Origin of the sequence: Actinosynnema sp. NPDC050436 (genome assembly GCF_040655415.1) — a bacterium.
GTDB lineage: Bacteria > Actinomycetota > Actinomycetes > Mycobacteriales > Pseudonocardiaceae > Actinosynnema.
In genome coordinates, this window is the sequence record NZ_JBFAJV010000027.1 from 1 (window position 1) to 23,130 (window position 23,130).

A 23,130-nucleotide genomic window follows, 5' to 3' on the forward strand; every position below is an offset into this window, starting at 1 on the left:
TTTGCCAGGGTGTGCAAGCGAAGGGCGTGCTTGCACACCCTGGCAAAGCGCGGTTCGCTGCGCGCAGGCCACACGGGGAGAACACGACTCTGCGGTTCGGGTGGTGCCGGCTCGCCGGGTGACGCGGACGGGTGTCGCTCCGCCGGGTGCCGGTGCGGTGTGTTGCCCGCCGGGCGCGACGCGCTGATAGTGATCGTCGTGAACCTCGAAGAGCTGTACCGCGACCTGCACCGCAACCCCGAGCTGGGGTTCGCCGAGACCCGCACGGCCGGTGTCGCCGCCCGCGAGCTGCGCGCCGCCGGGTACGACACCACCGAGGGCGTCGGCGTGACCGGCGTGGTGGGGGTGCTGCGCAACGGCGACGGCCCCACCGCCCTGCTGCGCGCGGACATGGACGCACTCCCGGTCGAGGAGCGCACCGGCCTCCCGTACGCCAGCACGGCCGTCGTGGACCGGGACGGCCACCCGGTGCCGGTCATGCACGCCTGCGGGCACGACGTGCACGTCACGTGCCTGGTCGGTGCCGCCCGCGAACTCGCCGCCACCCGCGACACCTGGCGCGGCACCGTGCTCGCGGTGTTCCAGCCGGCCGAGGAGGTGGGCGGCGGGGCGCAGGGGATGGTCGACGACGGCCTGTTCGACCGCTTCGGCACGCCCGACGTCGTGCTCGGCCAGCACGTCACGCCCATCCCGGCGGGCGTGATCGGGTTGCGGCCCGGACCGGCGTTCGCGGCGGCGGACACGCTGAAGGTCACGCTGTACGGGGAGGGCGGGCACGGGTCGCGTCCGGAGTCGGCGGTCGACCCGGTGGTGATGGCGGCGGCCACCGTGCTGCGGTTGCAGACCGTCGTGTCGCGCGAGGTCTCCGGCCTGGACACGGCCGTGGTTACGGTCGGCGCGATCAACGCCGGCACGGTCGCCAACATCATCCCGGACTCGGCGGAGCTGCTGCTGAGCGTGCGCAGCTACACGCCGGCGGTCCGGGAGCGCGTGCTGGCCGCGATCGAGCGGATCGTGCGGGCCGAGGCGGCGGCCTCCGGCGCCACCCGCGACCCGGAGATCACCACCGTGACCGGCTACCCGGCCGTGGTCAACGACCCGGGCGCGGCGGCCCGCACGCGCACCGCGCTCGCCCGCGTGGTGACCGACGCGCGCGTGGTCGACCCCGGCCCGGTGACCGGCAGCGAGGACGTGGGCGTGTTCGCCACGGCCGCCGGCGTGCCGCTGGTGTACTGGCTGCTCGGCGGCGCGGACCCGGCCGCGTTCGCGGGCGCGACGTCGCTGGGGACGCTGCGCGAGATGGCGGCCGGCCTGCCCGCGAACCACTCGCCGCTCTACGCCCCGGTCCCCGACCCGACGCTCGACATCGGCGTGGCCGCCCTGGTGTCGGCCGCGCGCGAGTGGCTGCCGGTGACCGCCGGCTAGGGTGGCGGCATGGGGGAACGGGAGATCAGGGAGATCCGGGTCGGCGTGTACGCCACCGAGGAGCAGGTCCGCGAGCTGGTCGAGCGGTTCACGCGGCAGCTGTGCCCGGAGCCGGAGCACGCGAGCCCGTGCCCGGTGCCGTGGAGCGTCTCGGTCGTGCCGGCCGAGGCGCTGGCCGAGGACGCCTACCCGGAGCTGGTCGAGCAGTACCGCGTCGAGAACGGGTGAGTTGACCTTCACCCCGGGGCAGGCCGCACGGTGGTGGCGCCGGGCACCGGGCCCGGCGGGGAGGGGCGGCGGAGTGGAACTGCTCACCATCGGGGAGTTCGCGCGGGCGTCCCGGCTGTCGCCGAAGGCGCTGCGGCTCTACGACGAGCTGGGCCTGCTGGTGCCGGCCAGGGTCGACCCCGGTTCGGGCTACCGGTTCTACGCGCCCGACCAGCTGGAGCGGGCCCGCCTGGTGGCGTGGCTGCGCCGGCTGGGGATGCCGCTGGCGCGCATCCGGGCGGTCTGCGAGCGGGACCGGGCGGGGGCGGCGGCGGACGTGCGGGCCTACTGGGCGGGCGTCGAGGCCGACATCGCGGCCCGGCGGGACCTCGCCGCCTTCCTCGTGACCCAGTTGTCGGGGGAGGAGAACACCATGGACGTGGCACTCAGGTACGCGGTGCGCAGCGATCGCGGGCTCGTCCGGGAGACGAACCAGGACCGGGGGTACGCGGGCGGGCACCTGCTGGCCGTGGCGGACGGGTTCGGCCCGTCCGGGGAGCGCGCGAGCGCGGCGGCCGTCGACGCGGTGGCCGTGCTGGACGCGGAGATCCCGGCCGGTGACCTGCTCGACGCCCTGGCCGACGCGGTGCACCGGGCCGGGGCGGCGGTGCACCGCCACGTGCCGGGCCGGGGCGGCGAGCAGTGCACCGGCACGACGTTGACGGCGCTCGTGCTGTCCGGGTCCCGGTTCGGGCTGGCGCACGTCGGTGACGGGCGGGTGTACCTGCTGCGGGAGGGCGAGCTGTTCCGCATCACGCTCGACCACACGGCGGTGCAGTCGCTGGTCGCCGAGGGGCGGCTGACCGAGGAGGAGGCGCTGGGCGACCCCCGGCGGTCGTTGCTGGTCCGGGCGTTGGACGGGCGGGCGGTGGAGCCGGACCTGGCGCTGCACGACGCCCGCGTCGGCGACCGCTACCTGGTGTGCACCGACGGCCTGCACACCGTCGTGGCGCGGGACGACCTGCGGGAGGTGCTGGCCCGCGCGGCCGACCCGGAGGAGGCGACCCGCCGCCTGGTGGACCTCGCCAATGAGCGGGGCGGTCCGGACAACGTGGTGTGCGTGGTCGCGGACGTGGTCCCGGCGAGCGGGTCGGACGGCGCGAACCCGAAGTGACGCGGACGACTGTCCGCAACCAGATGGGAACGGAGGGTGCATTTCGGGCGGACACCTGGCATCACCGGGTGGTACATCGGCAGGAACAACAGTTGTTCTTGCTAAGTAACTCCGGAGGTCGGACATGTGCGGCATCACCGGGTGGGTCTCCTTCGACGTCGACCTGGCACGGCGGCGGGACGTCGTCGACGCCATGACCGCGACCATGGCCTGCCGGGGCCCCGACGACGCGGGCACGTGGGTGCGCGACCACGTCGCCCTGGGGCACCGGCGGCTCGCGGTCATCGACCTGCCCGGTGGCCGGCAGCCCATGTCCGCCCGCACGCCCGGCGGCGACGTGGCGATGGTCTACAGCGGCGAGACCTACAACTTCCCCGAGCTGCGCGCCGAGCTCACCCGCCTGGGCCACGCGTGGGAGACCGACAGCGACACCGAGGTCGTGCTGCGCGGCTACCTCCAGTGGGGCGACGCCGTCGCCGACCGCCTCAACGGCATGTACGCGTTCGCCGTCTGGGACGGCCGCGACGACAAGCTGGTGATGATCCGCGACCGGATGGGCGTCAAGCCGTTCTACTACCAGCCGACCCGCGACGGCGTCCTGTTCGGCTCCGAGCCCAAGGCGATCCTGGCCAACCCGCTGGCCGCGCGCGTGGTCGACGGCGACGGGCTGCGCGAGCTGGTCGGGCACACCAAGCGGCCCGGCTGGTCGCTGTGGAAGGACGTGGAGGAGGTGCCGCCCGGCGCGATCGTCACCGTCGACCGCTCGGGCGTGCGCACCCGCACCTACTGGCGGCTCGACGCCCGGCCGCACACCGACGACCGGGACGCCACGGTCGCCCGGGTGCGCGAGCTGATGACCGACGTCGTGCACCGCCAACTGGTCGCCGACGTGCCCCGGTGCGTGCTGCTGTCCGGCGGCCTGGACTCCAGCGCCGTCACCGGGCTGGCCGCCGCCCACCTGGCCGCGACGGGCGAGCGGGTGCGCACGTTCTCGGTCGACTTCCTCGGCCAGGAGGAGAACTTCCGGGCCGACGCGATGCGCCCCACGCCGGACGCCCCGTTCGTGCGCGACGTCGCCGCGCTGGTCGGGTCGGCGCACGAGGAGGTGCTGCTCGACCCGTCCGACCTGACCGACCCGGAGGTGCGCCGGGCGATGATCACCGCCCGGGACATCCCGGCCGGCATGGGCGACATGGACGTGTCGCTGTACCTGCTGTTCAAGGCCGTCCGCGCGCAGTCCACGGTGGCGCTGTCCGGCGAGTCGGCCGACGAGGTGTTCGGCGGCTACCGGTGGTTCCACGACCGGTCGGCGCACGCCGACACGTTCCCGTGGCTGGCCTTCCACAACGTGCTGATGAACAACCGGACCACCATGTACGACAAGGGTGTCGTGCGCGACCTGCACCTGCGCGACTACGTCGGCGACCAGTACCGCGCGGCGGTGGCCGAGGTGGACCCGCTGGAGGGGGAGAGCGCGCACGAGGCCCGGATGCGGGTGGTCTGCCACCTGCACCTGACCCGGTTCGTGCGGCTACTGCTGGACCGCAAGGACCGCGCGTCCATGGCGGTCGGGTTGGAGGTGCGGGTGCCGTTCTGCGACCACCGGCTGGTCGAGTACGTCTACAACGCGCCGTGGGCGTTGAAGACGTTCGACGGACGGGAGAAGAGCCTCCTGAGGCACGCCACCGCGCACGTGCTGCCCGCGTCGGTCCGGGACCGGGTGAAGAGCCCGTACCCGTCGACCCAGGACCCCGCCTACGCGCTGGCCCTGCAACAGCAGGCGAAGGAGGTGCTGGCGGAACCGGGCAACCCGGTGTTCGACATCGTCGACCGGGCGTGGGTGCACCGGGTGTCCGAAGTGGACGCCGCCGCGCTCGACCCGGCCGACCGGGTGGGCCTGGACCGCCTGCTGGACCTGTACCACTGGTTCGACCTGTACCGGCCGGAGATCCGGCTCTCCTGACCCGGGCCGGCCGGACCACCGGGACGCGGTGGTCCGGCTCCGCCGTGCCGGGCTACGCGCTGCGGTCGCCGGGGCGCAGCACCCCGGCGAACGCGATCAGGCCGCAGGCGAGCGCGGTGACCACGATGAACGAGACGGTCAGCGAGGTGGCCTGGGCGATGCCGCCGATCAGCGACGGCGCGACCAGGCTGGAGGTGTAGGTGACGGTGGCGACGCCCGCGATGGCCCGGCTCGGGTTGGCCCCGCTCCGGCCGGCCGCCGCGAACGCCAGCGGCACCACGACCGCGATGCCCAGGCCGAGCAGGCCGAAGCCGCCGATCGCGAGCAGCGGGTGCGGCGCGAGCACCACCAGCACGCCGCCGATCGCGGCGACCAGCCCGCCGACCCGCACCGCGCGCACCGCGCCGACCCGGTCGACCACGGCGTCGCCCGCGATCCGGGCCACCGCCATGGTCAGCGCGAACCCGGTGGTGGACGCGGCGGCCACGCCCGCCGAGGTGCCGAGCACGTCCCGCAGGTACACCGCCGACCAGTCCAGGCTGGCCCCCTCGGCGAACACCGCGCAGAACCCGACCGCGCCGATCAGCAGCGCGGACCTCGGGGGCAGGGTGAACCTCGGCGGCGGCTCCTCGTCGTGCTCCGGCCGCACGTCCAGCACCCGGTGGGCGACCAGCAGCCCGACGGCGGTCAGCACGGCGGCGGCCACCAGGTGGTGCAGCGGCGCGGGCACCTCGAAGTGGGCGGCGGCGGTGCCGGCGGCGGAGCCGAGCAGCGCGCCGACGCTCCACATCCCGTGCAGGCCGGACATGATCGAGCGGCCGAGGCGCTGCTCGACCTCGACGCCGATGGCGTTCATCGTGACGTCCGAGGTGCCCGCGCACGCGCCGAACACGAACAGCGCCGCGCACAGGGTCAGGAGGTTGGGGGCGAGCGCGGGGAGGGTCAGCGACAGGGTCCACAGCGCGAGCAGGCCGCGCAGGGTCGCCTTGCTGCCGAACCGGTGGCCCAGCCGGGCGGCGAACGGCATGACCAGCGCCGACCCGATCGCCGGGAACGCGAGCGCGAGCCCGAGCTGCCCCGCGCTGAGCGCGGCGTGCTCCTGGATCCACGGCACCCGCGTGGCGAACGACCCGAGCACCGCGCCGTGCACGCAGAACACCGCCGCGATCGCGTACCTCGCGCGCCGCACCTCCCGCGCCGCGCCGGTCACCACCGTTTCTCCCACGTCCCCGTCCCCTCCCCGAACACCGGTGCCGCCACCGGCCGCGACCGCGCCCCGCCCGTGCGGGAGCGGCCCGTCCCGGCACTACCCGTCATGGTCCGCCGGCAACCCCGCGCCGGTCGGGCGACGGTGCAAGAAATTATCAGGAAGGTTTCCTGAAAGAAAGGGTAGGAGGTCTGGATCTGCCAAGATCCCGGTATGCCCGCATCACCGAGCGCCGCCCGTGCGATCAACGACCGGGAGGCGCTGCGCCTCCTGCGGTCCGGCCCGCTCACGGCCGGCGACCTCACCCGGCTCACCGGCCTGTCCCGCCCGACCATCGCCGACCTGGTCCGCAGGCTGGGCGACGCGGGGCTGGTAACCGTGGTCGGCGAGGCCGACGTCCGGCGGCGCGGGCCCAACGCCCAGCTCTACGGCATCGTCCGGACCCGCGCGCACGTGGCCGCGCTGGACGTCCGCACGCACGGCGTGGCGGTGGTCGTGGCCGACCTGCTCGGGGAGGTGCTGGCGGAGGCGGCGACGCCGATCGGCCCGACCACGACCACGGAGCACGCGGTCGCGCGCACGCTCGCCCTGCTCACCGCCACCGCCGACCGGGCCGGCGCGCCGACGCTGCACTCCGTGGGCATCGGCGTGCCCGGCCTGGTCGACCCGCGCACGGGCGACCTGCGCGGGAGCGCCTGCCTGCCCGCGTGGCACGGCGAGGTGCTGGCCGAGCTGCGCGCCCGCCTGGCCGGCCGGCTCCTGGTGGAGAACGAGACCAGCGCCGCCGCCGTCGCCGAGCACCGCCTCGGCCGCGCCCGCGACCTCGACACGTTCGCGCTGCTGTGGCTCGGGCACGGCACGGGAGCGGCGCTCGTGGTGGGCGGCGGCCTGCACCGGGGCGCGTCCGGCGGTGCGGGCGAGCTGGGGTTCCTGCCGGTGCCCGGCCGGGACTGGCCCCGGGGCGGTGGCTTCCACGGGCTGGCGTCCTCGGACGCGATCGCGGAGCTGGCCGCCGCGCACGGGCTGGCCCCCGCGTCGTCGGAGCTGCCGGGCGCGGCGGCGGTGCGGGACGCGGTGGCCGGCGGCGCGGACGCCTTCCTGGACGCCCTCGCCGACCGCGTGGCCGTGGGCGCGGCGTCGATCGCGGCCGTGCTGGACCCGGGCTGCGTGGTGCTGGGCGGCGAGGTCGGCCGGGCCGGCGGTGACGAGCTGGCGGACCGGGTGGCCGCCCGGCTGGCCGCCGCGTCGCCGATCGCCACCGTGGTGCGGGCCAGCGCGTTGGGCGGCGAGGCGGTGTTGCGGGGCGCGCTGCTGGCCGCGTGCGAGTCGGCCCAGGACGACCTGTTCGCGACCGCCTGACGGTCAGGCGAGCACGACGGGGAGCGCGGTGAGCCGGCTGCCCATGATCCCGCCGGGCCCGGTGTGCCGCAGCGCGGCGAGCGGCACGGCCAGGCGGGCGTGCGGGTAGTCCTCGCGCAGCACCGCCACGACCGCCCGCAGTTCCAGGTGGGCGAGCTGCGCCCCGATGCAGAAGTGGTGGCCCGCGCCGAAGGTGAGGTCGTCCGCGCGGGAAAGGTCGGCGTTGACGGCCTCGATGTCGACCAGCACGGGGGAGTGGGCGGGCAGTTGCTCGCCCGCCAGGTCGAGCGGCGCGGTGGTGAACCGCCACAGCGAGTACGGCGCGGGCGGGTGCCGGCGCAGCACGTCCCGGACGAAGTCGGCCTCTACCTCGGCCGACGGCCGCTCGGCCAGCGCGTGGGCGACGGTGAAGCCCAGGGCCGCGTCGGTGGTGAGCTGCCCGGCGAAGATCAGGCTGAACAAGTGGTAGCGCAGGTCCGCGCGGCTGGTGCCGGGCGGTACCCGGTCGCGCAGCTCGGCGGCCAGGCCGGTGCCGTCGACGCCGTGCTCGGCCACCGCCTCCAACTCGGCGATGGCGACCGCCGGGTCGCCCGCGACGAGCAGCCGGCACGCGGCGGCGGCCCGGTCGACGTGGGCCGGGGGGATGCCGAGCAGGTCCAGCAGCACGGTGAGCGGGTAGCGGGTGGTGAAGTCGGCCATCAGGTCCACCTCGCGCGGCAGGTCGGCGAGCAGCCGGCGGGCGGTGGCGTGCACGCGGTCGGCGTTACCCCGCATCCGCTTCGCGCTCAGCAGCGGGGCGTGCGCCCGGCGGAGCGCGGCGTGCGCGGGGCCGTCGAGGGTGGTCAGGGCGGGCTGTTCGGCGGCGGTCCGCTCCAGCCCGGCCCGCTGCGGGTCCCACCGGGCGGGCGCGGCGGCCGGGTCCTTGACCAGTCGCGGGTCGGTCAGCACGGCACGCGCCAGGTCGGCGTCCCGGACGATCCAGACCGGGCCGCCGGCCGGCGCCTCGGCGCGGACGACGGGCCGGCTCGCGGACGGGGTGCGGTCCGGGTCGGTGTCGGTGATGCCGCGATCGGTGGCGGCGAAGTGGTGCACGAGGACCCCCAGGAAACTTCATCGTGAAGTAGCTTCATGGTGAAGCTAGTTGCGGGGTCGGTAGGTTGTCAACGCGGGCGATCAAGGGGAGTGACGATGGACGGCGAGCGCACCACGCGGCTGCTGGACGCGCTGCGGACGTTCGGCGCGAACTACACCGACCTCACCGGCCGCTTCGCCGCGTGGCTCGGGCTGCACCACACCGACGCCGCCGCGCTGGTGGAGATCCTCTACGCCGAGGACCAGGGCACGCCGCTGACCCCGACCGGCCTGGGCGGACGCCTGGGCCTGACCAGCGGCGCCACCACGAACCTGCTCAACCGCCTGGAGAAGCTGGGCCACGTCGTGCGCACCCGCGAGCACACCGACCGCCGCGTCGTGACCCTGCGCAGCAGCCCCGCGATCGAGGCGCCCGCCCGCGAGTTCTTCGGCCCGCTCGCCGGCCACCTGGGCACCCTGGTGGCGCGGTACTCGGCGGAGCAGCTCGACCTGGTGGAGGACTTCCTGGACCGGCTGCGCGACACCATGGCCGCCGCCCTCGCCGACCCGCCGCCGGACCGGCCCGGCGCGCACCGCGCCGACCCCTGACCGCGACCGCGCCCGCCCCCGACCGCCGGCCCGGGACAACGGGTGTCCCGGGCCGGCTCGTCAGGTGACGACGTCGGTCAGCTCGTCGTCGGCGAGGAAACCGCCCGACTGGTGGTGCCACAGGCGGGCGTACGGGCCGCGTGCGCGCAGCAGCTCGTCGTGCGTGCCCTGCTCCAGGATGCGGCCATCGTCCAGCACGATCAGCCGGTCCATCCGCACCACGGTGCTCAGCCGGTGCGCGACCACCAGCGCGGTGCGGCCCTCCATCAGCCGCCACAGGGCGTCCTGGACCAGGACCTCGTTCTCCGAGTCCAGCGCGCTGGTCGCCTCGTCCAGCAGCAGGATCGGGGCGTCGCGCAGGATCGCGCGGGCCAGTGCCACCCGCTGGCGCTGGCCGCCGGACAGCTTCACGCCGCGCTCGCCGACCAGCGTGTCGAAGCCGTCGGGCAGGGTGCCGACGAAGTCGGTGACGTGCGCGGCGTCGGCGGCGCGGCGGACGTCGGCCTCGGTCGCGCCGGGGCGGGCGAACGCGATGTTCTCGCGCAGCGTGCGGTGGAACATCGCGGGTTCCTGCGGCACGTACGCGATCAGGCTGCGCAGGTCCTCCTGGCGCAGCCCGGCGATGTCCTGGCCGCCGACCAGGATCCGGCCGCCGTCCACGTCCATCAGCCGCAGCAGCAGGCGGGTCAGCGTGCTCTTGCCGCCGCCGGACCGGCCGACCAGCCCGACCCGGTGACCACCGGGGATCTCCAGGTCCAGCCCGTCGAACAGCGGGCGGCCGGCGGTGTGCGCGAACGTCACCCGCTCGAAGCGGACGTCCGCGCCCTGCGGCCGCAGCGGTTCCGGCGCGGGCGGGTCCACCACGGTCGGCGGGGTCAGCAGCAGCTCGGTGAACTGGGCGGCCTCGGTCAGCGAGCTCTCCAGCCGCCGGTAGGTCTGGTTGAACTCGAACATGATCCGGGTGGCGTTGGAGAAGTACGCGAAGGTCACCAGGATCGCCTCCACGCCCAGCCCGCCGCCGCTCAGGCCGACCGCGACCAGCAACCCCAGCGCGTTGGTGAGCACGGACATCGGCGCGACCACGGTGTCGATGCGCAGGTTGCCGTAGTCCCACGACCGCAGCGTCAACGTGCGCTGCTCGGCGACGCGGGCCCGGTGCTCGGCGGCCTCGCGCCGCTCGGCGGCGAACGCGCGGACCGTCTCCATGTTGGTCAGCGTGTCCGCGACGTGGCCGGACACCCGGGCGATGGCCGCCTCGCGGTCGTCCACGAGCTTCTGCCTGCGGCGCACCAGCGGCGCGATCACCAGGCCGGTCAGCGCGATCAGGCCGACCAGGACGACCACCAGCAGCGGGTCGTAGCGCCACAGCACGACGGAGGCGAACGCGAGCGGGACGACGTTGGCGACCACCGAGAACGCGAGCGTGTCCACGAACTCCTCGAACCGCGACGAGAAGCCCAGCACCCGCTTGGTCAGCGAGCCCGCGAAGTTGTCGTGGAAGAACGCCGCGTCCTTGGCCAGCAGCTCCTCCACGCCGTCGACGCACAGCCGCTCGATGCCCCGGCCGTCGGTGCGGTTGAGGCAGTGCACGCCGATCCGCCACAGCACCTCGGCGAGCAGCAGCAGGCCGGCGAAGCCCAGCACGTAGGGCAGGACGGTCGCCAGGTCGCTCGACGCGCCGCCGGCCAGCGCCCCCACCAGCGAGGCGACCACCAGCGGGGCGAGGTAGTGCAGGGCGGTGTTGCCCAGGGCCGGCAGCAGCAGCGCGGGGATCGAGTTCCACCGCTGGCGCACCAGTTCCCGGTTGTAGCGGCGCAGCGCCAGCAGCACCGCCTTCCTGCGGGTGGGGGAGTTGCGATCGGCACCGGAGATCCCGGGCACGGTCATCGGTCGTCCTCCAGGACGTGTCGGTGGTGGGGTACCCGCTTATGCTGCCCCAGCGGCGGCGGCCCCGGCGATCGATTATCCCGACAGTCCTGTGTGGACGGTGCCGGGCGGGTGCCGCCCGGCACCGCCGGTCACTCGGCGCGCAACGCGTTCGCGGTCCTGGTGCGCGCGGCCCACCCGGCGGGCAGCAGGGCACCGAGGACCGCGATCAGCAGGCCCCCGACGACGAACAGGGCCAACGCCGCCGGGCTGAACACCGCGTACGCGGCGGCCGGCAGCCGGGTGCCCGCGCTGTCGCCCATCGCGGGCACGATCACCCCGTGCAGGGCGACCCCGACCGGCACGCCGACCGCACCGCCCACCACCCCCGGCGGCACGATCGAGCACACCACCGCCGTCATCGTCTGCCGGGGCGTCATCCCCAGCGCCTTGTGCACACCCAGCTCCCGCACGCGCTCCCGCGTGTCGAGCACCACCGCGTTGAGCACGCCCAGGCCGGCGACCACGACGAGCATCAGCGTCAGGATCGCGGTGAGACCGCCGATCAGGAACAGCATGTCGCTGAAACCCGAACTCCGGCCGGGCCGGGCCTCCGAGCCCAGCGGGCCCAGCGCGGCGTTCAGCCCGGCCAGGTAGGCGTCCAGGTCGGTGCCGGGGCGGACCGTGACGTGGTAGCTCGTCGGCGGCAACCCCGGGAACGACGCCGCGTCCGTGAGCACCTGGAGCCCGTCGTTGCGGGTGTCGAACACCTCGCCGACGATCCGCAGCGCCACCGGGCGGCCCCGGTCCTCGACGGTGATGGTGTCGCCGACCCGCGTGCCGGTGGCCGACAGCAGCGGCGCGGGCACCACGGCCTCGCCCGGCCCGTGGAACCAGGTCCCGGAGATCAACCGGTAGGAGCTGCTGGAGGTGTCACCGGAGAACCCCAGGCCCACCACCGTCCCGGGCACGCCGGGCACGGACGTCTTGGCGCGGCTGACGCCGTAGTGGCCGGCCGTGCCGGGCTGCGCGTCGACGGCGGCGGCGACCGCGCCGGCGTCCACCCGCCGGACGGGCGGGGGCTGTCCGCCGGGCTGCGGGGCGGCGGTCGGCGGGGCCGCCAGACCACCCGGCCCGCCGCCGCCGATGGCGACGTCCGCCGCGTCCGGCTGCCGCGCGGACTGCACCTCCGCCAGCGTCGCGCCCAGCCCGACCGCGAACGTGACCGCCGCCGTCCCGAACACCACCGCCGCGACCAGCGCGAGCGCCCGCGCCGGCCGGGCGAACGGGCGGGCCAGGCCCAGCCCGACCGGGCGGGGCAGCGGCAGCCGCGCGAACAGCCGCCCGGCCCGGCGACCCCGCCCCGGCCGGGGCGTGCGGCCGACCGCCAGCGCGTCGGCGGTGCGCAGCCGCCCCGCGCGCCACGCGGCGGCCAGCCCGGTCACCGCCACCACGCCCAGCGCACCGGCCACGACCACCACGCCCACCAGCGGGTCGACCGGGCGCGCGGTGGTGCCGAACACCTCGCCCGCGTCGGCCAGCACCGGGACCGCCAGCAGGTACCCGGCCCCGACCCCGAGCGCGGTGCCGGCCGACGCCGGGACCAGCGCCTGCGCCAGGTACGCCCACACCACCTGCGCGGGCGTGGACCCGAGCGCCTTGAGCACGCCGATCCGCCGGGTGCCCGACGCGACCGCGCCCGCCACCGCGTTGCCGACGACCAGCACCGACATCACCAGCCCGAGCACCCCGAACGCGGCCAGGAACGGCACGAACACGGCCGTCTCGCGCACCGCCTCGTGCCGCACCACCAGCCACGACCGGGCACCGGTGAACCCGCCGCCCGCAGCGCCGATCGCGGCGGTGGCCGCGTCGACCCGCTCGGCGGTGTCGGCCGCCGCGAGCCGGTAGAGCACCTGGTAGCCCTCGGGTTCGGCCAGCACGGCGGGCAGCACCCACGCCTCGGCGGTCCGGCCGACCGACCGCGCCACCCCGACCACGGTCAGCGCGGTGTCCAGCTCCGCGAACCGCACCTCCCGGCCGAGCAGCCGCTCGCCGCCCGGCCCGTCGGTGGCGAGCACGACCTCGCCCGGCCCGGCCACCCACCGCCCGGCGGTCACCGCGACGGCGTCCACCGGCCCGCCCGGGTCGGCCCGGCCCGCGATCACCAGCGGCGCCCGGTCCACGCCCGCCCCCGCGTCCGGCGTGGCCGTGGCGGTCGGGAACGGACCGGCGCTCGCCGTCACCTCCGGCGGCGCTGCGGCCTCCGGCGGCCCCGCGTCCGCCGAGTACCGGGCGATCACGTGCGCGCCGCGCTGCTCCTCGAACGAGGTGTCGAACGGCGCGCTCGACGCCACCAGCAGCGACCCGCCCAGCACGGACGCGGTCACCGCCATCATCGCGGCCAGCCCGATCACCACCGCCTGCACGCGGCGGCGGCCCAGCCCGGCGCGCACCACGCGGCCGAGCGCGCTCATCGGGCGTCCTCCTCGGTGACGTGCCCGTCCACGATCCGGATCGTGCGGTTCGTGCACGACTTCGCCAGCTCCAGGTCGTGGGTGACCACGACGAGCGTCTGGCCCTCGGCGTTCAACCCCGCCAGCAGCGCGCTGACCTCCTCGCCGGACGCGGAGTCCAGCGCCCCGGTCGGCTCGTCGGCCAGCAGCAGCGCCGGGCGGTTGACCAGCGCGCGGGCCACCGCGACCCGCTGCCGCTCGCCGCCGGACAGCCGGCCCGGGTAGGACTCGGCGTGCCGGTCGACGCCCAGCGCCGCCAGCAGCTCGGCCGACCGCCGGCGGGCCTGCGCCCGGGAGGTGCCGGCGAGCTGCGCGGGCAGCGCCACGTTGTCGGCCACCGTCAGGTCGTCGAGCAGGTTGAAGAACTGGAACACCATGCCGATCCGCGCCCGCCGGTAGCGCGCGGCGGCGGCCTCGCCCAGCCGGTCGACGCGCACCCCGTCCACGGTCACCGTGCCCCCGTCCGGCCGGTCCAGCCCCGCGATGAGGTTCAGCAAGGTCGACTTGCCGCTGCCCGACGGACCGAGGACCGCGACCGCCTCGCCCGGCCGGACGGTCAGCGACGCCCCGTGCAGGGCGGGTGGTCCGCCGTCGTACCTGCGGCTCACGTCGCGCAGTTCGATCACCGGCGTGGTCATGCGTCGTCTCCCGGGGTCCGAGCCGTTGTGGCGCGGTCGAAGCTAGGAGCCGGCCCGGCCCGGCCGCGTCGGTCGGCGGAGCGGTTTCCGGTACCGCGCCGGGATGACGGCGCGCGGCGTCATCCTCGCGGCGTAGTCCCGGGGGAGCGGGGAACCGGCGTCGGCGCCGATGCCCGGCCGCCGGCGCGTCGGCGAGAATGGGCCGGTGCAGAGGTGGTGGGCGGACCGGGCGAGGGCCGGGTGGGCGGCGCTGGTGCGGGCGAGCGGGCCGCCGCCCCGGCCGACCCGCCGCAACCGCGTGTTCGACGCGCTGCTGGCGCTGCTCGTCGCCGTGCTGTCGATCGACTTCGCGCTCGGCGGCGTGGACGTGCCCGGGCCCACGCCCGACGTGTTCCGGCCGCCGGTCGTCGACCTCCGGCTGCTGCTGCCCGAGCCCGTGGAGGAACCGGTCGGGCCGGTGCTGGTCGCGCTGGTCGCCTCGGTGGCGCTCACCGCGCGCCGGCGCTACCCGCTGGCGGTGCTGTGGGTCGTGGCGGCGATGACCGTCCTGGCGGCCGGCGACGAGGCGCGGCTGACCTTCTACGCCGTGGTGATCGCCGTCTACAGCGCGGCGGTGTACTCGCCGTACCGGTGGGCGACGCTGCTCGGCGTGGTGGCGGTGGCGGTGGCCGCGAACGCGCTGGGCAGCTCGCGGCTGCCGGCCGTGCCGCAGGAGTACGTGCCGCTGCTGATCGTGGTCCCCATCGCGTTCGCCGCCAACGGGATGCGCACCTGGAAGCTGCGCACCGACGAGGGCCTGGCGCAGATGTCCGCGCTGGAGCGCGACCAGGCCGAGGCGCTGCGCCGCGCGGTCGAGCACGAGCGCGCCCGCATCGCCCGCGAGCTGCACGACGTGGTGACCCACAACGTGAGCGTGATGGTCATCCAGGCGGGCGCGGCGCGCAAGGTCATGGCCGCCGACCCCGACCAGGCCCGGGACGCGCTGCTCGCGGTCGAGGCGGGCGGCCGGGCGGCCATGTCCGAGCTGCGGCACGTGATGGGCCTGCTCACCTCGGACGGCGAGGCGGACGACCCGCTGGCCCCGCAGCCCGGCCTGGGCCAGGTCGCGGCGCTGGTCGACCGGGTGCGCGCGACCGGCGTGCCGGTGCGCCTGGAGGTCGACGGCACGCCCCGCGCCCTGCCGTCCGGGATCGAGCTGGCCGCGTACCGGGTGGTGCAGGAGGCGCTGACCAACACCGTGAAGCACGCGGCCGGCGCGTCGGCGTCGGTGCTGGTCGAGTACCGGCCGGAACGGCTGCGGGTGGAGGTCGGCGACACCGGCGGCCGGGCCGGTGCGGGCCGCGCACCCGGCGGCCGGGGCCTGATCGGGCTGCGCGAGCGGCTCAGCGTCTACGGTGGCACCCTCCGGACCGGTCCGACGGCCGAGGGCGGGTTCCGGGTGACCGCACTGATCCCCCTGGAGGCGTCGTGACCCGCGTCGTGATCGCGGACGACCAGTTGCTGGTGCGCACCGGCTTCCGGATGATCCTCACCGCCGACGGCATCGACGTCGTCGGCGAGGCGACCAACGGCGCGGAAGCCGTCGACGCGGTCCGCCGCACCCGGCCCGACGTGGTGCTGATGGACGTCCGGATGCCCGAGCTGGACGGCCTGGAGGCGACCCGCCGCATCCTGACCGGGGCACCGGGGGAGCCGAGGGTCGTCATCCTGACCACGTTCGACCTCGACCACTACGTGTACGCGGCGCTGTCGGCGGGCGCGAGCGGGTTCCTGCTCAAGGACGTGACACCGGAGCACCTGGTCGCCGCGATCCGGATGGTGCGGGCCGGCGACGCCCTGCTCGCGCCCGCGATCACCCGCCGGCTGGTCGAGCGGTTCGCGCACCGCGACGCGGGCGTCGTGCACCGCGACCTGGCGTCGCTGACCCCGCGCGAGCTGGAGGTGCTGCGGCTGCTCGCGCAGGGCTTGAGCAACGCCGAGCTGGCCGCGCGGCTGCACCTGTCCGAGGCGACGGTGAAGACGCACGTGGCGCGCATCCTGGCCAAGCTCGACCTGCGCGACCGGGTGCAGGCGGTGATCGCGGCCTACGAGACGGGGCTGGTGAGCCCGAGCGGCGCTGTGTAGGCGATGATCGGCTCATGGCGGTCAACAGGGTGGTACCGGATCTGAAGAGCACGTCGTTGCCGGACGCGGTCGCGTTCTACACCTCGGTGCTGGGGCTGCGGGTGGTGATGGACCACGGGTGGATCGTGACGCTGGCCGACCCGGCGCGGCCGGAGGTCCAGCTCAGCCTGATGACCCACGACGAGACCGCGTCGGTGGTGCCGGTGGCGTCGATCCAGGTGGACGACGTGGACGCCTGCTACCGCGCGGCGGTCGAGTCGGGGGCGGAGATCGTGCACGACCTGCGCGACGAGCCGTGGGGCGTGCGCCGGTTCTTCGTGCGCGACCCGGACGGGCACGTGGTCAACGTCCTGGCGCACTGAGCCGGCGATCCGAGCGGTTCGGCCGTTGGCGCAGCCCGACTCCGCGACGTGGTGACAACGCATCGTCGGGCTGATGCAGGCCCACCAGCCGCGCCGCTGGGGTCGACCACGACGGGCCGCTGCCGATCATCCAAGGAACCGTCATCCGGCTGCCCGTCTGGTCGGCATTCGTACACGATGGGAGCGAGCAGCCACACGTATTGGTGAACAGGTGTGCGTGACGAGCCTCTTGCTGCGCTGGACCTGGGGATGCGTTCACCGTGGCGGTGTGCGGTGATGGGAAGCCGCGGTCCTGCACTCGTCGGCGCGAGTCGCGGAAGCGGATCGCCGAACGGTTCCGAGGCCGAGGACGATCCCGTCCCGTCAGCGAGAGGCGCCCCCATGACTCCGCGCACTTCCTCCCCGCTCGCCCGCACTGGCGGTGGCAGGTTCCTCGTCACGACCGCTTTCCGCCGGTTCGCCATCGCGGCGGCGACGGTGGCCGTGACCTTGACGGCCCAAGCCGCCCCGGTCGCAGCGGCCGACTACCCCGCCTGGTACATCGTCGTGGTGACCGAGCAGACGTACCGGTCGCAGACCTTCCGCAGCCCCGGCCAGGTCTACAACCACGACGAGGCAACCCGGTGGGGAAGTGCTTGCCAGGCATCGCACCCGGGCAGCACGGCCGACGGCAAGCAGTGGAACGGCCCGGGTACGGAGGGCACCAAGTGCGCCACCGGCGGCGTGAACAAGAAAACCGACTACGGCTACGCCAAGCAGAAGTTCTTCGTCTGGGCCGGCGGGGACAAGACCTACCGGACCAACAAGAAGGTGAACAGCCGGCAAGAAGGCGAAGCGTGGGTCGCCAGGTGCCGGACGGCCAAGACGAACCAGACCGTCAGGTGGGTCAACGAACGCCCCAGCCGGTCCACGACGCAGACCGGCAGTCCGTGCGTGGCCTGACCCGGGCACGGCATTCACCTCGTCCGGCGGGGTCCGGTCACCGGTCGGCGGTGACGCGTCCCGGTGACCGGTCCACCGCTGGAGTCCCGGCCGGTCCTTACTTCCCCTCGGCGAGGGTGTGCGCGACGAGCGCGTTCGCGTGCCCGTGGCCGAGGCCGTGCTCGGACTTGAGCCACGCGACCAGTTCCATGTGCTTGGTCAGCGGCGACTCGCGGACGAGCCGCTGCCACTCGGCGACCGGCTTGCCGTACTTCTTCTCGATCGCCGGGAAGTAGCTCGCCGGGCCCTTGACCGTCTCGCTCACGCCTGCTCCTGCTCCTGCTCGACCTGCCGGTTCCAGTCCGTCTTGGTGGACTGCCAGCCGTCCTCGTCCTTGCCCAGCCGCCAGTAGCCCGAGATGGACAGCTGGTCGCGCTCCAGCCCGCGTTCCAGCCGCAGGTGGCCGCGCAGGCCCTTGACCATGTTCGCCTCGCCGTGCACGAACACGTGCGCGCGGCCGGGCGGGAACTCCAGCTCGCGCACGGCCTGCACCACGGCCTCGCCGCGCGGGCGGCCGGCGCGGTGCAGCCACACCACGTCGAACGGCGCGTCCTGCTCGTCGTCGGGGCCCTCGACCTCGGCGAACACCCGCACCACGGCGTCGGCGGGCAGCGCTTCCAGGGCGGCGGCGATGGCCGGCCACGCGCTCTCGTCACCGGCCAGCAGGTGCCAGTCGGCGGCGGGGTCCGGCGCGTAGCCGCCGCCGGGACCGGCGAAGTGCAGCACGTCGCCGGGCTGCGCCTTCTGCGCCCACGGCCCCGCCACCCCCGAGTCGCCGTGGGTGACGAAGTCGATCCACAGCTCGCGGGCCTGCTCGTCCCACCGGCGGATCGTGTAGGTGCGGGTGCGCGGCCACTGCTCGCGCGGCATCGTCTCGCGGATCACCGCCGGGTCGAACGGCTCCGGGTAGGCGACGTCCTGCTGGGGGAACTGGAGCTTCACGTAGCTGTCGGTGAACGGGCCCACCGCCAGCTCGGCCAACCCGTCCCCGCCCAGCACGACGCGCACCATGTCGGGCGAGATCTGCTCGGTCCGCACCACGCGACCGCTCTTCACCCGGGATCGTTCGGCCATCGGTTCTCCTGCTCTGTGCGTGACACCACTCCCGGTGCCCACCGTACGTCGCGGTGTCCACCGTCCGGAGCAGTGCCCGCTCGATCCGGCACTGCCCGGTTCTCCCGGTGAGTCTACGTTCGTAGCCTCTCCCGTGGCAGGGTCCGGGCACGCACGGTGTCGTCGGCCATGCTCGGCCCGGCCGTCAGGACGGGCGTTCGACCAGGCCGGCCAGCCGTTTCGGCGCGGACGCGCAGAAGCTCTCCACGAGCAGTTCGCCCACCTCTTCCCAGTCCGTGTCGGCGTCCAGGAGCAGCCCGACGACGTTGGCCGACCACCGGGGCTTGAAGAACGGGCGCGGGGCGACGCTCAGCGCGAGCAGCTCCGGCCCCGTGGCGCGGAAGGTCAGCACGCTGCCGGACTCCACCCCCGACGCCTCCGCGTAGGACGCGGGCTTGCCGCCGTCGACCTCCAGCAGGTGCGCGAACGCCCGCTGCCCGACCCGCCACCGGGTGCCGCGCCAGGCTTGCTCCTCGTACACCTCCGGCAGCGCCATGCACCTCGCCCGCACCTGCGCCAGGACCTCCTCCGGCACGTCCGGGTAGTCCGCCACCTGGTACCTCCCCCTGTCGTCGCCCGCGCATTATCCCGTCCCGCCCGGGTGGTCCGGCAGGGTGCGAGCAGGCCGCTGTTCGGGCGAAGGCGGCCGTGTTCGCACAACCCCGAACGGGTTCGGACGGGGGCACGCCTTGCCCGGCGGCAGCCCCGCCAGCAGTGTCGGCCGGGTCACGGGGAACGGGGGAGCACGTGGACGACGTCGATCCGGTGGGGGCGGGCAGCCGAGCCGAGTTCCTGGCACTGCTCAGGCGGCGGAGGGAGGTCGCCGGCCTGTCGTACCGGCAGCTGGCGCGACGAGCGCGGCAGGGCGGCGGCTCGCTGCCGCCCAGCACGGTGGCGACCATGTTGCAGCGCTCGACGCTGCCGGGCCGCGAGCTGGTCGCCGAGTACGTGCGGGCGTGCGGTGCCGACGGTGCCGAGGTCGCGGCGTGGCTGGCGGCCCGTGACCGGGTGGCCGCCACCGGGGAGCCGTCGGCCCCGGTGGTGCCGCGCCAACTGCCCGCGCCGGTCGGGCTCCTGGGCCGGCGGGCCGGGCTCGCCGCGCTGGGCGAGGTGGTCGGCGGGGCGGGCCTGGTGGTGGTGACCGGCCCTCCCGGCGTCGGCAAGTCGGCGCTCGCGGTCGAGTGGGCGCACCGGGCGGCGGGCCGCTTCCCGGACGGCCAGCTGCACCTGGCGTCGCCCGCGACCGCCGGGGAGGCGCTGGCCCACGCGCTGGTGGGCCTGGGCGTGCCCGGTCCGGCGGTGCCCGCCGACGAGCGGCACGCCGCCGCCCTGTTCCGGTCCGTGGTGGCCGACCGCCGGGTCCTGGTCGTGCTGGACGGCGTGGACTCGGCCGACCGGGTGCGCCTGCTGCGGCCCGGCGGTCCGGGGTCTGCGATGGTCGTGACCAGCCGGGACCGGATGGTGGCGCTGTCCGTGCACGACGGCGCGCACGTGCTCGCCGTGCCGCCGCTGGACCGGGCGGACGCGGTGGCGGTGCTGGCCCGAGCGGCGGGCGAGCGGGTCGTGACCGCCGAACCCGACGCGGCGGCCCGTCTCGCCGACCTCTGCGAGGGGGTGCCGCTGGTGCTGCGCGCCGCCGCCGTGACCCTGGACCGCACCGTCGCGACGCCGCTCGCGGACCTCGTCGCGCGCATGGAGATCACCGGCCCGCCGGCGGCGCTGGGCGATCCCCGCCTGGGGCTGACGGCGGTGTTCGACACGGAGCACGACCGGTTGGACGAGGTCGGCCGGCGGGTGTTCCGGCTGTGCGGGACGCTGCCGGTCATCTGCCCGTCGGCGCTGGCGATGGCGACCGGCGTGCCGCTGGACCGGGTGCGGGCCGTGCTGGGCGGCCTGGCCGATCGACACCTGGTCACTTACGAGGGCGGTGAGCTGTACGCGATGTCGAACCTGCTGCGCGAGTACGCCCGTGCGCGTGACGACCCGGCGCGACACACGGCGGCCTAACGCACCGGGGCCGATTCGCAGTGCCACCGGCTGAAGTCGCCGGTCCGCCGCCACACCGCGCGGGCCATCCCGATGTTGCTCTCCGGGTCGAGCGCCGTGGTGTGGTCCGAGCGGAAGTCGAACAGCACCTCTCGGTCGTTGAGCTGGAACAGTCCCCAGTCGCGCGTCTTGTCGGCCCGGCCGTAGATCCACAGCGGGTCGAGCCGGGACAGGCAGTCGACCAGCCGCACGGCCCGGTCGGGCTCCTCGGGGAAGACCTCGCGCACCCGCTGCTCCACGCGCTGCGGCGACCACGTGGCGAGGGCGCGCGGCCGGGCGAGCGCGTCCATCGTGGGCTGGTCGGCGATCCCGGTCGGCGGCAGCCCGGTCAGTTGTTGGAACGCCACCACCCGCATCTTCGTGTACGGCCCGAACCTCCCATCCGCCGGCAACGCCAACCCGGTGCGCTGGAGAGCGACCTGGAGGTCCTTCACGCACAGGCCACCGTCGCCCAGGTGCAACGGGTCGGCGCACGTTCGCGGGGTGCCGGCCGCCTGCAAGGCGACGGACAACACCACCACCACGACGGCACCGGCCGCCGTCCGCCACACGCGTGACGTCATGCGGCGCGGTCTGGCCACCGGGACGGCCTGGTCGACGGCAAGCCTGCGCCGTGCCGCGAGCCACCGCGTCGACTCCTGCTCGTCCGCGCCGCAGGCCCGGACGTACATCGTCACCAGTTCCTCGCGCGGCAGCGTCTTGCGCGCCAGTGCGGTGGCGACGGTGGAGTGCGGCAGCACGTCCCCGTTCGCGCGTGCTGCCGCTTCCACCTGCCGGTAGGTCAGGCCGCACCAGACGCGCAAGGCACGCAGCCCGGCCATGAAGTCACCGGCCGTCGTGGCACCGGAAGGGTCCGGCCTCGACTCGTCATCCCCCATGCGGCGATGCTGTCAGGCCCGCCCGGTGGTCTCCATCGGCTGAACGGAGGGCCGCGACCGGGTCGTCCCGTGGCCGTGAGCCCCCGCCCGGACGGCTGAACTTGCTTCCCCGAACGGGTGACGGTCGGCGCAGAGCCGCTGGTCGGGGCCGGTGTGCTCGCCCGCCGCCCGGATCGGCGCACCACGGACCGCCCGGAACCTGCATCATCGGGTGCTTCGGACGGCGGTCGGAGGTGGCTTGGCGGTGACGCGGGCGAGCGGTGCGTCGGGCGGTGCGGCCACCCGGGGCGACCTGCTCCGCGCCTTCCGGGTCCTGGGCACGGACGTCCTGCCAGCGCGCGTGCTCGCGGTCGGTGCCGACGTGGACCTGTGGCTGGTCGACGGCGTCCTGGCGGGCCTCGCGGCCGGCGGGCCGCTGCGCGCGGTCGGCGACGGCCGGTACGCGGTGCGGCCCGCGCCACCCCTCGAACCCTCGCCGAGGGAGGCCCGCGCGGTCCGGGTGGCCCGCCGGATCGGCGAGGACTTCCTCACCGCGCTGAACACCTTCCCGGACCTGGCCGACGCCCCGCTGCTCGGCTTCGACCACGAACCCGCCCGGCTGGTGCTGCCCGCCGTCGGGTTCGCCGACCGCGCGGCGGCGGCGGCGTGGCTGTCCGACCACCGCGACCTGCTCGCGGCGGCGGTCCGGGCCGGCAGCCGGGCGGGCTGCCACGACCTGGCGGTCGCGCTGGCCGCCCGGATCTGGTCGCTGCCCGCACCGCCCGGCGACCGGGCGTGGGCGCACGAGGTGGCGCGGTGGGGCGCGGAGTCGGCGGCCGAGGCCCGGCGGCCCGACGCGGTGGCCGGGCTGCTCGCGGCGGCGGCCCGGTGGTTCGCGGACGCGGGCGACTTCGCCACCGCCGAACTGCACGGCATCCGCGAGTCGCGCACCCGTTCGGAGATGGGCGTGCCGTTCGGCATCGCGGACGCCTTGTGGCGGCGGGCCGGGATCTACCGGCGCTGGGGCCGCCCGGACGCGGCCTTGGACTGCTACCGCGAACTGGCCGCCGGCTACCACGACTCGGACGACCGGCAGGGCGCGGCGCGCGCCTCGACCGCGATCGGCGCGACGCTGCTGGAGTCACGGCGGCCGGAAGCGGCGGCCGAGCAGTTGGAGCAGGCGCTGCGGCTCTACAGAGGACTCCCGGGCACAACGCCTGCCGAGCGGGCCGCCGTGCTGGAGTACCTCGGGCGCGCGCTCTGGGCGTCGGGGGAGCACGGCGTGGCGCTGCGGCGGCTGGACGAGGCGATGGGCCTGCTGGCCGACGTGGACGACCGCGCCGCCGACCGGATCCGCCGGCTCCGCGCTGACTTGGAGCGCTGACCTGGAGCGCTGACCCGCCGGCACGGGCACCGTCCTTCCCGGACGGTCCGACCGCCCGGACCCGATCCGTGCCGCCGCCTGCCGGCCAGGACCGGCGAGTCGATCACGCGGGTCCCCCGGGCCGGCGCCGTGGGCCGGGCAGGGGTGCCGGAAGTGCCTCCGCTGATCACGGCGGGGTTGCGAAACGGCTGGTACGCGGTTTTTGTCGGTGCTCGTCGCTAGCCTCCG

21 protein-coding genes are annotated in these 23,130 nt (G+C 75.3%); 12 read left to right on the plus strand and 9 right to left on the minus strand.

The window, feature by feature from the left end:
* Positions 1–198: 198 nt before the first annotated feature.
* The 4 genes from AB0I60_RS36145 (at position 199) to asnB (ending at position 4,769) form a co-directional block, all read left to right on the plus strand.
* A complete protein-coding gene (locus AB0I60_RS36145) occupies positions 199–1,425 on the plus strand; it encodes an amidohydrolase (RefSeq protein WP_360738422.1) in 1,227 nt (408 codons plus the stop codon).
* Positions 1,426–1,434: 9 nt separating this feature from the next.
* Positions 1,435–1,653, plus strand: a complete 219-nt coding sequence (locus AB0I60_RS36150) for a hypothetical protein (protein ID WP_360738424.1) — start codon at positions 1,435–1,437, stop codon at positions 1,651–1,653.
* Positions 1,654–1,726: 73 nt separating this feature from the next.
* Positions 1,727–2,806 carry a MerR family transcriptional regulator gene (locus AB0I60_RS36155; protein WP_360738426.1) on the plus strand — a complete coding sequence of 360 codons (1,080 nt, stop codon included), beginning with the start codon at positions 1,727–1,729 and terminating at the stop codon, positions 2,804–2,806.
* Positions 2,807–2,930: 124 nt separating this feature from the next.
* Positions 2,931–4,769: an asparagine synthase (glutamine-hydrolyzing) gene (asnB, locus tag AB0I60_RS36160; RefSeq protein WP_360738429.1), complete on the plus strand. Its 1,839-nt coding sequence runs from the start codon at positions 2,931–2,933 to the stop codon at positions 4,767–4,769.
* 52 nt (positions 4,770–4,821) lie between these two features.
* Here the strand turns inward: asnB and AB0I60_RS36165 are convergent, their stop codons facing one another.
* Positions 4,822–5,994, minus strand: coding sequence for an MFS transporter (locus AB0I60_RS36165; RefSeq protein ID WP_360738432.1), 1,173 nt, complete (start codon positions 5,992–5,994; stop codon positions 4,822–4,824).
* A gap of 195 nt (positions 5,995–6,189) precedes the next feature.
* Between AB0I60_RS36165 and AB0I60_RS36170 the strand changes: the two genes are divergently transcribed.
* Positions 6,190–7,335: an ROK family transcriptional regulator gene (locus tag AB0I60_RS36170; protein WP_360738433.1), complete on the plus strand. Its 1,146-nt coding sequence runs from the start codon at positions 6,190–6,192 to the stop codon at positions 7,333–7,335.
* Positions 7,336–7,338: 3 nt separating this feature from the next.
* On the opposite strand, the gene AB0I60_RS36175 is transcribed toward AB0I60_RS36170, so the two are convergent.
* Positions 7,339–8,427: a cytochrome P450 gene (locus AB0I60_RS36175; RefSeq protein ID WP_360738436.1), complete on the minus strand. Its 1,089-nt coding sequence runs from the start codon at positions 8,425–8,427 to the stop codon at positions 7,339–7,341.
* A gap of 96 nt (positions 8,428–8,523) precedes the next feature.
* On the opposite strand from AB0I60_RS36175, the gene AB0I60_RS36180 reads away from it, so the two are divergent.
* Complete coding sequence (locus tag AB0I60_RS36180; RefSeq protein WP_360738439.1) at positions 8,524–9,015, plus strand: MarR family winged helix-turn-helix transcriptional regulator; 492 nt, start codon at positions 8,524–8,526, stop codon at positions 9,013–9,015.
* Between the two features lie 60 nt (positions 9,016–9,075).
* Here AB0I60_RS36180 and AB0I60_RS36185 read toward each other — a convergent pair whose 3' ends face one another.
* The 3 genes from AB0I60_RS36185 to AB0I60_RS36195 all read right to left on the minus strand — a co-directional run bounded on the left by AB0I60_RS36185 (position 9,076) and on the right by AB0I60_RS36195 (position 14,035).
* Complete coding sequence (locus tag AB0I60_RS36185; RefSeq protein WP_360738441.1) at positions 9,076–10,902, minus strand: ABC transporter ATP-binding protein; 1,827 nt, start codon at positions 10,900–10,902, stop codon at positions 9,076–9,078.
* 131 nt (positions 10,903–11,033) lie between these two features.
* Positions 11,034–13,358, minus strand: a complete 2,325-nt coding sequence (locus tag AB0I60_RS36190) for an FtsX-like permease family protein (protein WP_360738444.1) — start codon at positions 13,356–13,358, stop codon at positions 11,034–11,036.
* Positions 13,355–14,035: an ABC transporter ATP-binding protein gene (locus AB0I60_RS36195; RefSeq protein WP_360738446.1), complete on the minus strand. Its 681-nt coding sequence runs from the start codon at positions 14,033–14,035 to the stop codon at positions 13,355–13,357. Before AB0I60_RS36195 ends, AB0I60_RS36190 begins: the two co-directional genes overlap by 4 nt.
* A 205-nt stretch (positions 14,036–14,240) precedes the next feature.
* On the opposite strand from AB0I60_RS36195, the gene AB0I60_RS36200 reads away from it, so the two are divergent.
* From AB0I60_RS36200 to AB0I60_RS36215, 4 genes are all read left to right on the plus strand, one after another.
* Positions 14,241–15,506, plus strand: coding sequence for a histidine kinase (locus AB0I60_RS36200; RefSeq protein ID WP_360738448.1), 1,266 nt, complete (start codon positions 14,241–14,243; stop codon positions 15,504–15,506).
* Entirely contained in the window at positions 15,503–16,159 is a 657-nt protein-coding gene (locus tag AB0I60_RS36205) for a response regulator transcription factor (RefSeq protein WP_360738451.1), read from the plus strand. The genes AB0I60_RS36200 and AB0I60_RS36205 overlap by 4 nt, the downstream gene beginning before the upstream one ends.
* Positions 16,160–16,173: 14 nt before the next feature.
* On the plus strand, positions 16,174–16,521 hold the full coding sequence (locus tag AB0I60_RS36210) for a VOC family protein (protein ID WP_360738453.1): 348 nt from the start codon (positions 16,174–16,176) through the stop codon (positions 16,519–16,521).
* Between the two features lie 381 nt (positions 16,522–16,902).
* On the plus strand, positions 16,903–17,463 hold the full coding sequence (locus AB0I60_RS36215; RefSeq protein ID WP_360738455.1) for a hypothetical protein: 561 nt from the start codon (positions 16,903–16,905) through the stop codon (positions 17,461–17,463).
* 97 nt (positions 17,464–17,560) lie between these two features.
* On the opposite strand, the gene AB0I60_RS36220 is transcribed toward AB0I60_RS36215, so the two are convergent.
* From AB0I60_RS36220 to AB0I60_RS36230, 3 genes are all read right to left on the minus strand, one after another.
* The gene (locus tag AB0I60_RS36220) at positions 17,561–17,767 is read right to left on the minus strand and encodes a DUF4287 domain-containing protein (RefSeq protein ID WP_360738458.1); all 207 of its coding nucleotides are present in this window, start codon (positions 17,765–17,767) and stop codon (positions 17,561–17,563) included.
* Positions 17,764–18,576 (minus strand): siderophore-interacting protein, encoded by an 813-nt coding sequence (locus AB0I60_RS36225; RefSeq protein WP_360738460.1) that lies wholly within the window; start codon positions 18,574–18,576, stop codon positions 17,764–17,766. Before AB0I60_RS36225 ends, AB0I60_RS36220 begins: the two co-directional genes overlap by 4 nt.
* A 184-nt stretch (positions 18,577–18,760) precedes the next feature.
* Positions 18,761–19,168: an MmcQ/YjbR family DNA-binding protein gene (locus AB0I60_RS36230; RefSeq protein WP_360738462.1), complete on the minus strand. Its 408-nt coding sequence runs from the start codon at positions 19,166–19,168 to the stop codon at positions 18,761–18,763.
* Positions 19,169–19,362: 194 nt separating this feature from the next.
* Between AB0I60_RS36230 and AB0I60_RS36235 the strand changes: the two genes are divergently transcribed.
* Positions 19,363–20,622 carry an NB-ARC domain-containing protein gene (locus AB0I60_RS36235; RefSeq protein WP_360738464.1) on the plus strand — a complete coding sequence of 420 codons (1,260 nt, stop codon included), beginning with the start codon at positions 19,363–19,365 and terminating at the stop codon, positions 20,620–20,622.
* Here AB0I60_RS36235 and AB0I60_RS36240 read toward each other — a convergent pair.
* On the minus strand, positions 20,619–21,539 hold the full coding sequence (locus tag AB0I60_RS36240) for a peptidoglycan-binding domain-containing protein (protein WP_360738467.1): 921 nt from the start codon (positions 21,537–21,539) through the stop codon (positions 20,619–20,621). The genes AB0I60_RS36235 and AB0I60_RS36240 overlap by 4 nt on opposite strands.
* A 244-nt stretch (positions 21,540–21,783) precedes the next feature.
* Here AB0I60_RS36240 and AB0I60_RS36245 point away from each other — a divergent pair, with 244 nt between their 5' ends.
* Positions 21,784–22,902 (plus strand): tetratricopeptide repeat protein, encoded by a 1,119-nt coding sequence (locus AB0I60_RS36245; protein WP_360738469.1) that lies wholly within the window; start codon positions 21,784–21,786, stop codon positions 22,900–22,902.
* Positions 22,903–23,130 lie beyond the last annotated feature (228 nt).